This is a genomic window from Enhygromyxa salina, from assembly GCF_002994615.1.
Classification (GTDB): Bacteria; Myxococcota_A; Polyangia; order Nannocystales; family Nannocystaceae; genus Plesiocystis; species Plesiocystis salina_A.
The window spans coordinates 44512-60366 of the sequence record NZ_PVNK01000188.1 but is presented as its reverse complement, the minus strand read 5'-3'; the positions used below and the strand labels follow the sequence as shown (position 1 = coordinate 60366).

Annotated in this window: 8 protein-coding genes; 4 read left to right on the top strand and 4 right to left on the bottom strand. The window is 69.8% G+C overall.

Annotation, left to right across the window (positions count from 1 at the left end):
- Positions 1-173: 173 nt before the first annotated feature.
- Complete coding sequence (locus tag ENSA5_RS22035) at positions 174-3932, bottom strand: vitamin B12-dependent ribonucleotide reductase (protein ID WP_106393660.1); 3759 nt, start codon at positions 3930-3932, stop codon at positions 174-176.
- Positions 3933-4770: 838 nt separating this feature from the next.
- On the opposite strand from ENSA5_RS22035, the gene ENSA5_RS22030 reads away from it, so the two are divergent.
- Entirely contained in the window at positions 4771-5307 is a 537-nt protein-coding gene (locus ENSA5_RS22030) for a hypothetical protein (protein ID WP_106393659.1), read from the top strand.
- 61 nt (positions 5308-5368) lie between these two features.
- Positions 5369-8089 carry an efflux RND transporter permease subunit gene (locus ENSA5_RS22025; RefSeq protein ID WP_106393658.1) on the top strand — a complete coding sequence of 907 codons (2721 nt, stop codon included), beginning with the start codon at positions 5369-5371 and terminating at the stop codon, positions 8087-8089.
- Positions 8090-8494: 405 nt separating this feature from the next.
- Here ENSA5_RS22025 and ENSA5_RS22020 read toward each other — a convergent pair whose 3' ends face one another.
- On the bottom strand, positions 8495-11404 hold the full coding sequence (locus ENSA5_RS22020) for a putative glycosyltransferase family protein (protein ID WP_181198020.1): 2910 nt from the start codon (positions 11402-11404) through the stop codon (positions 8495-8497).
- A 230-nt stretch (positions 11405-11634) separates the two neighbouring features.
- On the opposite strand from ENSA5_RS22020, the gene ENSA5_RS22015 reads away from it, so the two are divergent.
- Positions 11635-13743, top strand: coding sequence for a S9 family peptidase (locus ENSA5_RS22015; RefSeq protein WP_106393656.1), 2109 nt, complete (start codon positions 11635-11637; stop codon positions 13741-13743).
- Between the two features lie 50 nt (positions 13744-13793).
- Here ENSA5_RS22015 and ENSA5_RS22010 read toward each other — a convergent pair whose 3' ends face one another.
- Positions 13794-14552: a hypothetical protein gene (locus ENSA5_RS22010; RefSeq protein ID WP_146155980.1), complete on the bottom strand. Its 759-nt coding sequence runs from the start codon at positions 14550-14552 to the stop codon at positions 13794-13796.
- Between the two features lie 134 nt (positions 14553-14686).
- Here ENSA5_RS22010 and ENSA5_RS22005 point away from each other — a divergent pair, with 134 nt between their 5' ends.
- On the top strand, positions 14687-15250 hold the full coding sequence (locus ENSA5_RS22005; protein ID WP_106393654.1) for a hypothetical protein: 564 nt from the start codon (positions 14687-14689) through the stop codon (positions 15248-15250).
- A gap of 158 nt (positions 15251-15408) precedes the next feature.
- Here ENSA5_RS22005 and ENSA5_RS22000 read toward each other — a convergent pair whose 3' ends face one another.
- Positions 15409-15852 (bottom strand): hypothetical protein, encoded by a 444-nt coding sequence (locus ENSA5_RS22000; RefSeq protein WP_146155979.1) that lies wholly within the window; start codon positions 15850-15852, stop codon positions 15409-15411.
- Positions 15853-15855: the final 3 nt, after the last annotated feature.

The following is a 15855-nucleotide window of genomic DNA, read 5'->3' as shown; positions in this document are numbered from 1 at the left end:
GTGCGTGGCAGAGTCGCTGACGGTCGGGGAGTCTAAACGAGCCCCCTTTTAGGGGGCCACGCAGACCACGGCGAAGCGCATCCCAGCCCACCGAGGGAGGGAGCGCAGCGACCGACCGACCGGCCGCCTGCGGCCGTGCGTGGCAGAGTCGCTGACGGTCGGGGGGGTCTAAACTAACTACACCCGGAGGTGCCGCCGCAGCTCATGCATTTCATGCATGAGCCGTTGCGGACCAGCGTGAAGCTGCCGCAGGCGTCGCAGGCGTCACCCTCGTAGCCCTGCATCCGCGCCCGGCGGACTTGCTCGCCGAGCGCAGCCTGGGCCTCGAGCTCGGCCTGGCGCCCGCTCTTGCCCCCGTTGCCGTTGGCGTTCACCACGGCCCCGCTCGCAGCCCCGCTCGCGGGGGCTCCGGCCGTGACCGCGCCGAACCCGGCCGAGCCCCCAGCAGCGGTGCGATCTTCGACCTCGATCTTGCCCTGGGCCGCGTCGCTGACGAACAGGTGCGCGGTCCGGGGCATGTCGGTGGTCAGCTTGAGCGGACCGGGGGTCACGACGCGCTCGGACACGACCTCCTCGTCGCGGTACTCGACCTCCTCGCCGCCGGTCGAGTCGGGCGCGAGATCCTGAGGCAGGACGTGGGCGAGGTCGGTCCGGCCGAGGTAGGAGATCGCCAGCTCGCGAAAGATGTAGTCGATGATCGAGGTCGACATCTTCACGTTGGGGTGGCCGGTGACCATGCCGTTGGGCTCGAAGCGCGTGAACACGAAGGCCTCGACGTACTCCTCGAGCGGCACGCCATACTGAAGGCCGAGGCTGATCGCGATCGCAAAGCAGTTCATCAGCGAGCGGAAGGCGGCGCCCTCCTTGTGCATGTCGATGAAGATCTCACCGAGCGTGCCATCTTGATACTCGCCGGTGTGCACGTAGACCTTGTGCCCGCCGATCACGGCCTTTTGGGTGTAGCCCGCCCGGCGGTCGGGCATCCGCCGACGCTTGGCCAGGTAGCGGTGGACGATGCGCTCGGTGACCTTCTCGATCACCTGGGGCTGGCTGCTCGCGGCCGGAGCCCGGTAGCCGTCGGCCTCATCCTCATGATCGAGATCGTCGCTGATGTCGTCGACGATCGAGGCCGACAGCGGCTGGCTGAGCTTGCTGCCGTCGCGGTACAGCGCGATCGCCTTCACGCACAGCTTCCACGAGGCCATGTAGACGCTCTTGACGTCCTCGATCGTGGCCTCGCCGGGCATGTTGATCGTCTTGGAGATCGCGCCCGAGAGGAAGGGCTGAGCCGCGGCCATCATGTAGACGTGGGCCATCGGGCGGATGAAGCGGGTCCCGTAGCGGCCGCAGCGGTTGGCGCAGTCGAACACGGGGAGGTGCTCGTCGCGTAGGTGCGGCGCGCCCTCGACGGTCATCGTCCCGCAGACCCAGTCGTTGGCCTTTTGCACGTCGTCGGCCGAGAACCCGAGCGCGCCGAGCATGTCGAAGGCGGGGTTCGACAGCTGCGCGTCGGAGAAGCCGAGGGTCTCGCGGCAGAACTCGTCGCCGAGGGTGTAGCGGTTGAACGCGAACGAGAGCTCGAAGGCCTGGGCGAGCTCGGACTCGACGCGGTCGATCAGCGCCTGGCTGAAGCCCTTGGCCTTGAGGTCGGCGTGGGTGATCGTCGGCGAGCCTGCGAGGGTCCCGGCGCCCTTGCAGTAGCGCACGATGTCCTCGATCTGGCTGTCGGTGTAGCCGAGCCTGGCGAGGGCGCCGGGCACCGACTGGTTGATGATCTTGAAGTAGCCGCCGCCGGCGAGCTTCTTGAACTTGACGAGCGCGAAGTCGGGCTCGATCCCGGTCGTGTCGCAGTCCATGACCAGGCCGATCGTCCCGGTCGGGGCGATCACGGTGACCTGGGCGTTGCGGTAGCCGCTCTTCTCGCCGCGCTGGAGGGCCTCGTCCCACGCGCCCTGGGCGGCGCGCAGCAGGTAGTTCGGGCAGGTCCGCGAGTCGATGCCCTTGGGCGCGATCGCGAGCGACTCGTACTCCGAGCGCGGCACGTCGTAGGCCGCGCGCCGGTGGTTGCGGATGACCCGGAGCATCGAGTCGCGGTTGTCGGCGTAGCCGGCGAAGGGCCCGTGCTCGGCGGCGAGCTCGGCCGAGGTCGCGTAGCAGACCCCGGTCATCAGCGCCGTGACGCCGCCGCAGATCGCGACGGCCTGCTCGGAGTCGTAGGGCACGCCGCGGACCATGAAGTAGGTCCCGAGGTTGGCGTAGCCGAGCCCGAGGGTCCGGAATTTGTAGCTGAGCTCGGCGATCTGCGGGCTCGGGAACTGGGCCATCAGGACCGAGACCTCGAGCGCGATCGTCCACAGCCGGCAGGCGTGCTGGATCGCGTCGACGTCGAGATCACCGTCGCTGGCGCCGCCCGACTCGACGAATTTCATCAGGTTCAGCGACGCGAGGTTGCAGGCCGTGTCGTCGAGGAACATGTACTCGGAGCAGGGGTTGCTCGCGTTGATCCGTCCGTCGGCCGGGCAGGTGTGCCAGTCGTTGATCGTGGTGTCGAACTGGAGGCCGGGGTCGGCGCAGCTCCACGCCGAGTAGGCGATCTTGTCCCACAGCTCGCTGGCCCGCAGCGTGCGGCTGACCTTGCCGTCGGTCCGGCGGGTCAGATCCCAGGTCCCGTCGTCCTCGACCGCGTGGAGGAAGCCGTCGACGACCCGGACCGAGTTGTTGGAGTTTTGGCCCGAGACGGTCCCGTAGGAGTCGGAGTCCCAGCCGGTCGTGTACTCGGGGAACTCGATCTCGCGGGCGCCCTGCTTGGCCAGCTGGATCGCGCGCTGGATGTAGTTCTCGGCGATCTGGACCTTGCGCGCCCGCTTGATCGCCTTGCGCAGCGGCCCGTTCTTGCGCGGGTCGAAGCGCTCCTTCGGCGCGAGCTCGGCGTCGGTCACGTGGCAGGCGCGGATGATCTGGTTGAGGTGCTCGTTGCACAGGCGCGAGCCGGTGACGAGGGCCGCGACCTTCTGCTCCTCGACGACCTTCCAGTCGATGTAGGCCTCGACGTCGGGGTGGTCGATGTCGACGACGACCATCTTGGCCGCGCGCCGGGTCGTGCCGCCGCTCTTGATCGCGCCCGCGGCCCGATCGCCGATGCGCAGGAAGCTCATCAGGCCGCTCGAGCGGCCGCCGCCAGACAGCGGCTCCCCCTCGCCGCGGATCCGCGAGAAGTTGGACCCGGTGCCCGAGCCGTACTTGAACAGCCGGGCCTCGCGGACCCACAGATCCATGATCCCGCTGTCGCCGACGAGGTCGTCGGCGACGCCCTGGATGAAGCACGCGTGGGGCTGGGGGTGCTCGTAGGCGTTGGTCGACTTGAGCAGCTCGCCGCTGTCGGGGTCACAGTAGAAGTGCCCCTGGGCCGGACCGGCGATGCCGTAGGCCCAGTGGAGCCCGGTGTTGAACCACTGCGGGCTGTTGGGCGCGGCCCGCTGGCTCGCGAGCATCGTGACCATCTCGTCGAAGAAGGCCCGGGCGTGGACCTCGTCTTCGCCTTCGTCCCCGGAGAAGTAGCCGTGCTTGAAGCCCCAGTAGGTCCAGCAGCCGGCGAGGCGCTCGAACACCTGACGGCCATCGCGCTCGCCGGTGTAGCGCTCGGCCTCGGGCAGCTCGGCGAGCGCGGCCTCGTCGGGCTCGCTGCGCCACAGCCACTCGGGCACGCCCTCTTCGGGCACCCGGCGCAGCGCGGCCGGGACCCCGGCGCGGCGGAAGTACTTCTGGGCGAGGATGTCGACGGCGACCTGCGACCAGCCCCGGGGGACCTGGATGTCGTTGGCCTCGAACACCAGCGACCCGTCGGGGTTGGTGATGCGGGAGCTACGGGCTTCGAAGTCGATGCCCTCGTAGGGGCGCTCGGTCGTGCGGGTGAAGAGACGGCTGATCTTCATGGTCGCGGCGTGTCTTTGGCGGAGAGTGAACGGAGATCGAGGGGAACAAAAGACCGACGAAGCCCCCGTGACGGCCTGTGACAGGCCGCTGTCGACAGCGTCGACTCGGTGCGAGTCGCGCTGTTTTCGGTTGTTGGGGGTCGGCGGAGCGGAGCGGACGGAGCGGCCTGCTGGGGCGGAGCAGGCGCGAAGACGAGCGGAGGAGCTGCCTGGGAGGGGCCGACCGGGCGGGCGAGGAGGACGCGGAGCTCCTTGGGGGAGCGGCGAGCCCTCGGCCCACATGTTGGGGTCGGGGGCCCACCCAACCACAACATGTGGTGTGCCGCAAGAAGTCTGCGCGAATGCCGGACGAGACTTATCCACAATTTCCGGCTCGTGGGATTGTACGTTTTTCGGGGTTCTGGCGAGGCGGAGGAAGGCGATGAGTGGCTTGATGAACGTTGCTCAGGTGTTCGACCCAGGTGTACTTCTTCCGTTGGCCCCGGATTTGCGTGGGGGATCCGGGCCGATCTCCCCAGCTGATCCATCCCCAGCTGGTCCCCAGCCTGACCGGGCGGTCTCCCCGGCCGAGTGGCACGATTGTCACGAAGAGAGATCTCTTTTGCGCGCATCACTCGCTGGTGCGATCGACAGTGATCGAAAGACCAGTACGATCCTAGCTCACCTACGGGTTGCCGATCACGGCTGGGGTGACGCACACTGTCGGCGTGGTGTCGGGTGGTCACGAGATGGACCACCGGCACGAATGTGTGGACCGCGCCTCGTGGCGCGCCCTCTCCACCGCCTCGCGCGGAACGGGCGCTCTGCCGAGCGCCGGCCGATCGAGACCGAGACAAGAATGCCTGGCAACGACAACCCTCCCCTCCGCCGCAACGAGCTCGAGCGCCTCAGCGCGGTCGAGACCCTCAAGGGCCTGAGCAACCCAGGTGACGTCAAGCTCGCCGAGCTCGTCGGCTTCCTCGAGGCGCGGGATCTGTGGACGCAGTTCTCCAAGATCACCCTCGGGGATCTGCGCGATGCCTTCGGTCAAGAGCCCGAGCCCGAGCCCGAAACCCCGCGCAAGCGCAAGCGCAAGATCCTTCAAGAGGCGCTCGTCGGTCCCGACGACGAACAGGCGAGCCCCGCGGATGACGCGGACGCGAGCGTCGAGAAGAAGCCCAAGGCCCCGGCCGACGGCGGGCTCGAGACCGACGAGGTCGCGCGCATGGTCGTGCCCTTCGTCGAAGGTAACGGTGACGTGACGCTCGACGATATCGCCGAGTACACCCGCCTCGACCGCAAGGTTTTGCGCCACCACCTCGGGGTCTTGTGTAAAGAAGGTCGGCTCGAGCGGATCGGTGTCGGGCGCCACGCAATCTACTCTGCGATGGTGTAGGACGTCAGGTTAGGGCCCGGGTTTAGGCCCTGGGCCCGGTCGCCTGTACCATCCGGGGCCCTTGACCGCGCCGCCCCACGCCCGCTCAAACGCCGTCAGCTGGGCCCACCGACTGCGCGACTGGTGGATCGAGCAGATCATCCGCCACCACCTGGTCGTGCTCGCCCTCGGCTTGGTGCTGACGGCGGTCGCGGGCTGGCTCGCGTCACAGCTCGAGATCGACAGTGATCTGCGGGCGCTGCTGCCCGGCGACCACGAGGTCGTGCGCACCCTCGAGCAGGTCGAGGCCAACTTCGGGGCGGTCGGCTCGATCAACGTGGTCATCCAAGGTGGCCCGATCGAGGCTCGCCACGCCCTCGCCGACGCGATCGCCGAGGAGCTCGCGGACGAGCCGATGCTGACCGAGGTCGACCACCGGCTCGAGAGCAGCTTCTTCATCGAGCACGCGATCTACTACCTCGACGAGCCCGAGATGGACACGCTCGTCGAGCGCGTCGAGGCCTGGCAACACTACGAGTTTTGCTCGGTCGCGCCGGACGTGTGCATCGAGGCGCCGGACCCCGAGGCGCCCGCCGCCCTCCAGGCCTTCATCGATCAAAAGCGCGACGCGGTCGTCGAGCAGACCGGGTTCAGGGACTACTACGAGCGCGAGGGCATCGACGCGCTGGTCCTGTTCTTGCGCCCCGACGGCAGCTCGGCCGACCTCGACTTCGCCGTCGAGGTCAGCGCGCAGATGACCGAGCGCGTCGACGAGATCTTCGCCCGCGACGGCCCCTGGCGCGACGCTGGCGTCCGGATCAACCTCGTCGGCCCCTACGTCAACAAGGCGATGGAGCGCGAGATCATCGCCGGCGACATGGTCCGCAGCGGCGCCGTCGCGCTGTTCGGGGTGATCCTGGTCCTCTACGTGCTGTTCCGTTCGTGGCGGGCGGTCGTGACCTTGCTGATCCCGCTGCTGTGCGGGGTGACCTGGTCGCTCGGCGCCACCCAGCTGGCGCTCGGGCACCTCAACGCGATCACGAGCTTGATCTCCTCGGTCGTGATGGGCATCGGCATCGACGCCGGGATCCACTTCCTCACTCGGGCCCGGCGCGAGCGCCAATCCCACGACAGCGAGCAGAGCATCCGCCGCGCGTTCCAGGCCGTGATCGCGCCGCTGCTGATCGCGTCAAGCACGACCGCGAGCGCGTTCGTGGTCATGGCGACCTCGGAGTTTCCGGCCTTCGGCGAGTTTGGGGTCATCGCCGGCTTCGGCGTCGCGCTGTGCCTCCTGGCGATGGTCACGATCTACCCGGCGCTGCTCGCCCTCGTCGGGGTCAAGCCGGCCCGGCACATGCCGCCGGGCGGGATCGGCTCGGGCACGCGCGCGCTCCTGGCCCGACCGGGGCTGATCTTCGCCGCCGTCGCGCTGCTGACCGCGGCCTCCTTCAAGGGCGTCCACCACATGTCCGAGGACGGCTTCGAGCGCAGCAGTCGGCCGCTCCAGAGCGACCAGAGCCGGGCCAAGACCGAGGCCGACGTGTTCTTGATCTCTGACATCCTCGGCCGCGACGTCCACGCCAGCGTGCTCTCGGTCCCGGACTACGCCGAGCTCGAGCGGGTCCACGCCAAGGCGATCAAGCGCCACGCCCGGCACGTCGAGGCCGAGGAGACCCGCGTCGCCGAGCTCGTCGCGGCGCCCAGCTTGATGCCGCCCAAGTCGGTCGACCAGGTCGCCCGCCGCGCGCGGATCGCCGAGCTGACCGCGGACTGGAGCCCCGGCACCTGGGCTCGGCTCGAGGGCAAGGACCCGGCCGAGATCGACGACGGCTGGGATCAGCCCGACGACGAGTGGGGCGAGTTCGAGGCCTTCGAGGGCGGCGAGGAGACCGGCGAGGAGACCGGCGAGGAGACCGGTGACGACGCCGCCGAGGTCGAGGTCGAGGATGAAGGCGAAGGCGAAGGCGAAGGCGAAGGCGTGGTGAGTGCGCCTGATGAAGCGCCCCCCGAGGCGCCTTCGGTGGCTGAGGGCGACGGCCCTCGAGACCCCGCCGCGCCCGCTGTGCTCGACCCCGAGGACGGCAAGATCCTCAAGCGCATGCTCGAGGCCGAGCCGTTCGGGCCCGAGGACCTGCCGCCCGAGGCGATCGGCAAGCTCCGCGGAGAGGACGGCAGCTGGGGGCTCTTCGCCTACCCCAACTACGACGCCGCCGACATCTTCACGGGCATCGAGTTCATGGCCGAGACCCAGACCTACAGCGAGGGCAACGGGGCCTTCGCGGGCGAGCCGACGGTCTACGCGGCGATCTTCACCATCCTCGAGGACGAGTGGCCGGTCGTGATCGGGATGGCGGTCTTGATCATCGCGGCGCTGGTGTTTTGGCAGGTCCGCAGCATCGGCCAGACGCTGATCACGATCGCCCCGCTCGCGCTCGCGTTTTGGTGGACCTTCGGGATCCTCGGCACCTTCGGGCTCAAGCTGAGCCTGTTCAATGTCCCGATCCTGCCCGCGATCCTCGGCATCGGGGTCGACAACGGCGTGTACCTGACGGCGGCGATCCGGCGCGAGGACAGCACCAAGACCGGCCTCCACCGCTCGGTCGACGAGAGCGGCCGGGCGATCCTCGCGGCGACGATGACCACGGCCGTCGGCTTCGGGGCGTTCTTGGTCGCCGACAGCGGCGGGCTGCGGACGATCGGACAGCTCGCGGTGATCGGGATCCTCTCGACGGCGGTCGCCTCACTGCTGGCGGTGCCGACGATCTCGATGCTGATCCAGCGCAGGCGAGACCGCCAGGACTAGCAGCCCGGGGTGCAATGCCTCGCGCCGCCTCGCTTGGCCTCTTCGCCGAGGGCTTTGTCGCCAAAACTTGCAGTACGCCCGGTACAGCGGCGTTTTGGCTTCGCGCCCTCGGCGAACATTCCGACGCGAGGCGACACGATGCATTGCACCCCGGGCTGCTAGCCATGACCCCCACAGGCGTCAGCGACGCTGCCACGCACGGCCGCAAGCGACCGGTCACTCGGAGGGCGAGGATGAGCTTCGCTAGCAGCCCGGGGTGCAATGCCTCGCGCCGCCTCGCTTGGCCTCTTCGCCGAGGGCTTTGTCGCCAAAACTTGCAGTACGCCCGGTACAGCGGCGTTTTGGCTTCGCGCCCTCGGCGAAGATTCCGGCGCGAGGCGACACGATGCATTGCACCCCGGGCTGCTAGTCGTCTTTTTCGACGGCCGCGAGCGCGAAGCACAGGTTCTGATCGTGGCCGAGCTCGTTGCGCAGCTCGATCGTGTTTGCGCTGCCGCGGGCCTCGGCGGTGACGTGGAAGTGCTGGCGCTTGTGCTGACCGGCGGGGGCGTAGGGCTCGGCCTGGCCGGGCATGCGCAGGGTCAGGCCGTCGAAATTTCGACCCGAGCGGACGAAGAAGCCGGCGAGGTCGTCGCCCTCGCGCAGCCCCTCGAGCTCGATGTCGAGGGTCCCGCGCGCGGGCACCCGCACGCGGAGGCAGCGGTACAGGTAGGGGGCGCGGAAGGCCATCGCCTTGCGCGGGCGGCCGTCGGCCTGCATGCACCCGGCCATCGCGTCCTTGCCGAGGGTCCCGTCACAGCCGTCGGTCGTCGAGCGCGTGACCGTGTAGGCGCCCGCGTCGACGAGGTCCTGGCGAAAGCGCAGCTTGCGGCCAGAGGCGAGGCGCGCGGAGCTCATGTGGTCCGCGACGACCCGCGCCCAGGTGTCGGCGAGCTTGCGCTCCTGACGAAAGTAGCCGCCGGTCAGGATCACCGCGAAGGTCGCGAGGCCCAGGCCCCAGGAGATGTTGCTTACCCGCCGTGACTGGTGGCGCTCGGCCAGCTGCAGCTCGCGCGTCGAGACCATCGCCCCGAGCAGCAACACGATCGAGATCAGGCTGACCCACATCGCGGCGCGCTCGCGGGCGGGCGTGCGGTAGTCGAGGGTCACCGCGCCGGGCTCGGCGAAGGGCACCTTCATCCCCGGGACCCCGCGCGCGAGCGCGGTCGCCCCGAGCTCGAGCGTTGACCCGTCGTCGCGGACCGCCGACCACTTGCGGTAGGGGCCGATCGGCAGGTCGACGCGACCGCGACCGCCGGCCTCGACGACGACCCGCGCCTCGAACTCTCGACGAACTTCGACCCCGAGCTCGTCGAGCTCGCCGCTGGCGACGTAGCCGTTGACGTAGGCCTCGCCCTCGGCCCCGGGCCCGAGCCGCGCCAGCGTCCAGACCCCAAACTCGCCGACGACCTCGACGGTCTGGGCGAGGCGCTTGTCGTCGGCGCTGCGCGTGAGCGGGCGGTCGTAGATCACGTGGGTCACGCCCATCAGGCGCAGGGCCCCGGGGCCGCGCCGCCGGACCTGATACTTGTAGTTCACGGCCGGGATGTGGCCGTCCATGACCAGCTTGGCGTCGGCGTCGGTGATCGCGAACAAGGGGTAGGTCCCGCCGCCCATGCCCAGGCGCAGGAACGCGACGGTCATCGGGCGCGGCTCGTCCTCGGCCGCGAGCAGCTCGGCCTCGGCGACGAGGGTCTCGGCGAGGGCCTGCTCGACGGCGGCGTGCGGCGAGCCCTCGAGCACCTCGACGCCCCCGACCGGGCGCGGGACCAGGCGGCCCGCGTCGTCGACGATGCCGACCACGAGCGGGGCCAGACACAGCGAGGCGATCAGGCGCCCGGCGATCGGCCGCCCACGCTCGGCGCCCGCGGCCGGGTGATCGCGGTCGGGGATCGCCCGCAGCCGCGCCACCAACACCGCGCCGCCGACCCCGGCGAAGGCGTAGAGGACCGGCTTGAGCGCGATCGAGTAGCGCGGGAACTGCAGGTTCTTGAACGAGCTCACGACCAGGTCGAGGCGCAGGACCGTGATCGAGGCCTCGGAGCCGAGCACCAGCAGCGCGCAGACCAGCCCGAGCCCGAGCCACGCCATCGCCCGGCCCCGCCGGATCGCGACGATCATCCCGACGACCGTCAGCGGGCCGACCCAGGCCCGGTAGTCACGAAACAGCTCGCCCGCGAGCAGCTCCGTGGCCAGCGCCCCGAGCGGCTTCCACGGGACCGGGGAGCGCGCCATCGAGCCCGCGCTCGCGAGGAAGGTGACGACCCAGCCAAGGCAGACCAGGCCCGCGAGCGCGTGGATGACGAGGCCCCAGCGGATCTGCCCGGCCGGGAGCTTGCGCATCGCCCCCGTCGCCCACAGCACGAGCGGCCACCCGACCGCCGAGGTCGCCGCCGTCAGCATCCCGAAGGGGTGGGCGAGCACGCTGGCCCCGAGCAGCAACGCGGCGAACCCGAGCGAGCGCGGGCTCGGGCGACGCAGCGCGACCCAGGTCGCTGGCAGCGAGGCGATCCACAGCGCGCTCGACAGCAGCTGCGGCCACACGCCGTGGAACATCAAATAGTTCCAGCCGCCCTCGCGACTCGCGCCCGGGTCGATCAGCCACGCGATCGCGGCCAGCGCCCCGGCCCAGCGCGGATCGAGGAGCTCGGCCAGCGCGGGCGGGGTTGCGTCCTCGATCGGCTCGCCGCGCAGCTCGCGAGCGATCGTCGAGGCCAGCCACCACACGGCGGCCAGCGCCAGCGCCCAGATCGCGAGCAGCCCCCAGGCGTAGCTGGTCCGGAGCGAGATCAGCCCGAAGCTCAGCAAGTTGGCGGCGCCGGTGATCAGGTAGCCGAGCACCGGGTAGGAGTCGCCGAAGGGGTAGCCGGTGTTGAGGCGGTCCGAGAAGCCGATCAGCTGGCCATGCGGGATCAGCTCGTCGACCAGGATCTTGGTCTGAAAATAATGGATCCCGTGATCGCGCGAGGCCGGCGGGCGACCGAGGGCGAGATCACCGAGCAGCGCGGCCGCGAGCCCGAGCACGAGCAGGAGCGGGAGCCAGCGCCCGATCTGCTCGCGTCGATCGGCGATCATCGGCAGCCGCACGAGCGGCGCCGCGAGGCTCGGCCCGAGGGCGAGGACCAGCGCGAAGCCGATCCAGCGCCCGAGCTGGCCGCCAAACACGAGCACGAGCACCGCGACGCCGAGCGCGAGCCAGGTCCAGGCTCGGGCCGGGATCCGCGTGGGCCCGCGATCCTCGTCGGTCGGTCGCAGCACGAAGACCGCAAATAGCACTTTATTTTTGGCCCCGCAGCTGCTTTGCAGCTTGCCACGCGGATCTCGACAGCGCCGAGCCGGCGGCGGCGCCGGGCCCAAGCCCAAGCCCAAGCCCAAATATTGAACCGTGCGCTGAGACCCCCGAAGCTGAACACACCCGCGGGCGCGGGCAGGTTCACCGCATGCGAGGATTGCAGGCCGCTGGCCGGAGTCGTTGACGCTCGCGCGAGCAGGTGGTCCGATGGAGCATGCCGAGCGTCGCTCGCACCCTCACCGGATCCCTGGCGCTGGCCCTGGTCGCCCCGCTGCTCGCCTGCACGCCACCCAAGCAGGCGAGGCCCTACCCCACGGCCGAGCCCGCCGAGGGTGAGCTGGGCGAGCAGCTCGAGCCGCCGAGCCCGACGGTCGTCAGCTTCCTCGACCGCGAGCTCGACCTCGCGCCCTTCCTCGAGGGCTTCCCCTACTCGCGCTTCGAGCCCACGCTCGAGCACGGTCGCATGTTCTACATGGAGACCGGCGATCGCTACGTGCTGCGCTCGGTCCCGCTGCCGGGCGCGAGCGCGAGCGAGATCGCCCCGCTCGAGCTCGACGGCGGCGAGGCGGTGACCGAGGTCGACTGGTCGACGCGGAGCCTGTGGGGCGTCCGGATGCACGCGCCGAGCGAGAGCTTGTGGCTCCACGCCGACGCCAACAACGACGAGCAGATGAACCTCTGGCGCCTCGACATGCGCGCCCCAGCCAACGAGCGGGAGCCCGAGCAGATCACCCACGCCGACTACGTCTATGGCTGGGGCATGTCCGAGGACGAGACGAAGATCGCCTACCTCGCGCGCAGCGGCCAACAGGCGCCCTACCGGACCTGCCTGCGGCTCCTCGACCCGAGCGATCCCAAGGCCAAGCTCGGCGACCAGGAGGTCGTCTGCGACAGCCCGGCGCTGACCTTCACCTGGTCGACGCCGCGCTTTTCACCGGACAACGAGCAGGTCTACTTCGCGGCCCAGGTCGAGGGCGACCGCAAGCGCGTGCAGATCGTCGAGGTCGATCTGCGCAAGGAGCGACCGCAGGCCAAGGCGATCACCGACGTCAAGATCCAGCGCAGCACGCCGAGCTTGCTCGACGGCTGGGTCGACGACGAGCACCTGCTCTACACCTCCAACGAAGACGGCTACGGCGACGTCTACAGCTGGTCACGCCGGACCCGCAAGACCCGGCGCCTGACCGAACATAACCAGCAGCTGCTCGGCGCCGTCCACCTGCGCGTCGACGGCTCCGACGGCGTGCTCGTGGCCCACGGGACCCCGGCCGGCAGCACCCTCGAGATGATCGACGCGCACGAGGGCGCCGTCCTCGGTCGGGCCGAGGTCCCGGGCAAGGTCGAGCTCCTCGACGGTCACGAGGCTCGCGCGGTCTGGTCGCAGGAGGCGCCCGACAAGGTCTACGAGGCCAACCTCGCCAGCTTCTCCCACCCAAGCGGGCGCCAGACCGGCGAGCTCGAGCTGCGCAACGACCCCCTGATCCGGCTCGCGCCCACGCTCGAGGCCGAGCTGGTCCGCTGCGAGCCCGAGGCCGTGACGATCCCGACCTTCGATGACCGGCAGCTGCACGCCTTCGTGCTCCGGCCTCGACAACCACCGAGCGAAAGCCAGGCCGTGGCCATGGTCCGCTCGTTCTACGGCGGCGACAACAGCTGGACCCGCTACGACCACATCCTGTGCGCGGCCGGGATCACCGTCGTCTCGCCCTCGGTCCGGGGCTCGAGCGGGTTCGGCAAGGCCTTCGCGGCGCTCAACGACCGCGACCTCGGCGGCGACGAGATCGTGGATCTGTTTTGGGTCGCGCGCTTCATCGAGGCCGAGCTCGGCGTGCCCGCGGCGCGGATCGGCGTCTACGGCCGCAGCCACGGCGGCTACGCGACCATGCGGGCGATGACCTTCCCGCCCGAGACCAAGGGGCGCGACGAGGCCTACCGCTTCGCCTTCGGCCTCGCCGAGGCCGGGTTCTCGGACATCGTCGCGTTCCACGACGCGACCAACATCCCGGACTGGGTCGTGCTCGAGGCCGGGGATCCCAAGGTCCCCGAAGACCTCGAACGGCTCCGCGAGCGCAGCCCGATCAACCACGTCGATCGCCTCGACGCCCCGATCTTCTTGCTCCACGGCGGCAACGACTGGCGAGTCCCGGTCGAGGGCTCGCGCGCGTTCGTGACCGCCGCCGAGGCCCTCGGCAAGCCCGTCACCTACCTCGAGGTCGAAGGCCAGGGCCACCACGTCGAGGGTCAGGCCCGGATCGTCGAGGCCTGGCAAGCACGCTTCGACTTCATCGAGTCCGCCCTCGCAGGCGCGAGCCCTGGGAGCTGAGCCCGAGCGAGGGAGCGACCGGCCGCGAAGCGGCCGTGCGTGGCAACGTGCTAATTCGCTGGTTCGCCGACGCTGACCTCGGGCTCGGGCGCGGCCGGCTCGGCGCCGCGGACCGGCTTGATCTTGGCCTTCTGCGCGTCGTTGAGCGGGTGGTTGATGATGATCTCCAGCTTCGACCGGCTCCACTCGCCGTTGACGGTCGACAGCCGGACGCGGTGCTCGAGGCCGTCGATCCGGAGGCGCGCGCGGCTGTTGCTCCACTCCCAGCGATCGACCACGTCCCCCGGCTCCCCGCCCATGCCCAGGGCCGGGTTGTCGTGGTGGGGCGCGTCGGGCAGCACCAGACCGACGGAGGCGAGCGCGGCGTCTGGCTCAAACGCTCCCTCGCCCGGGAGCCCCGAGATGGCGACCACCGCCGCGCGCCCGTCCTCGAACTCCACGCGGATCTGCTCGAACTGCGGGTGCTCGTACACGCGGATCTCCTGCTCGCAGGCGAAGAACACTCGCTTGGGCACGAAGCGCACGCACGAGATCCGGTCCGAGCCAGTGTCCGAGGGCGAGCCGAGGACCGCGTCGACCTCGGCGGCGGTCTTGTTGACGAGCGCGTTGAGGTTGATGTGCTCGCTCGCCTCGATCCGACCGAGGGTCGTGCCCGCGGCGTCCTGGGCCGGACCGCTGACGGCCGAAGGCGTGGCGGTGGCCTTTTGACCACTGTCTTTGCTCGGCCCGGCATCCGCGCCCGGGGCGCTGTCCTTCGCGCATGCGGTGAGCAACACCGCGATCAGCAAGCTGGTCTGAATTCGGGTCACGAGCGCCAGCATACACACCTGCGACGGCGCAGTTGAGGCTCAGCTGAGCGCACAGACGCGCTGCGCTTGGCGAGCGGGCTCGACTTCGTTCACGTTGTAGATGTGAGGCCGCCGATGCGTCGACCGGAGCCGCGATGAGTTGGGCCGTCACCGCAACGGGCGGAGCGGCGGTCCCGATCTACTTGGGCTACCGGTGGTGGCGACGCCACCAGCGTGAGCAGGAGCTCGCGCGCGAGCTCGACGAGGCCAACAGCGACGTGCTCCAGATCCCCGAGCACCTCAGCCCGGCCCTGGCCGCCCTCGCGCGCGAGACCCACCGGCTCAGGCTCGAGCTCGAGACACCCGTCCGGCGGGTTCGGGCGCCGCTGATCTCCGAGACCCCGTGGGCGAGGCGGCAGCGCTGCGACGAGTACGACTCGGCCCTCTACGAGGTCCGGCGCGCGATCTGGGACTGGCTGCGAACGCTGCGCCGACTCGAGCCCAAAGACCAGCTGCTGCTCGGTGAGCTCGGTCTCTCGGTTGCGCCCTTTCGGCGGGTGTTGTTCGGCTGCGATCGAACCACCGACGTGTGGGAGCAGGTCGTGTTCGCGCAAGCGCCCGACCTGGACCTGATCTGGGCGGAGCTGCGCCGGGCGATCCTGGAGCTGAGGCGGTTCGAGCGGGCGCTGCTGAGCGCGTCGATCGATCCCTATCGCTAGCAGCCCGGGGTGCAATGCATCGTGTCGCCTCGCGCCGGAATTTTTGCCGAGGGCGCGAAGCCAAAACGCCGCTGTACCGGGCGTACTGCAAGTTTTGGCGACAAAGCCATCGGCGAAAAGGCCAAGCGAGACGGCGCGAGGCATTGCACCCCGGGCTGCTAGCCCGCGCTCGGGCGCCCGGCCTGGACCACGCAGACCTCGCCTTCCACGGTCCAGATCGTCAGGCCGAGCGCGTCGTAGGCGTAGAGCAGCTCGACCTCCCGGCCGATCTCCTCGGCCTCGATCGCGCTCGGGACCCCGAGCACGACCAACAGCTCGCCGACGCCCATGCCGATCAGGTCGTGGCCCTCGACGAGACAAAACTCGTAGAAGCTGGCCGAGTCGACGCGCCCCTCGGCGTCGACATAGAGGATCAGCGTCTCTTCGAGCTCGGCCACGCCGTACTCTGCGTAGTCTTCGACGCCCGCGTGCTCGGGCTCTGGATCACGCAAGATCAGATCGTGGTGCTCGGTCACCCGATCACCAAAGCAGATGCGGCCAACACCGACGCCGGGCGTCAACGCGTAGCGCTCGGCCAACGAAGGATGTGTCTCGGTGCTCACGGC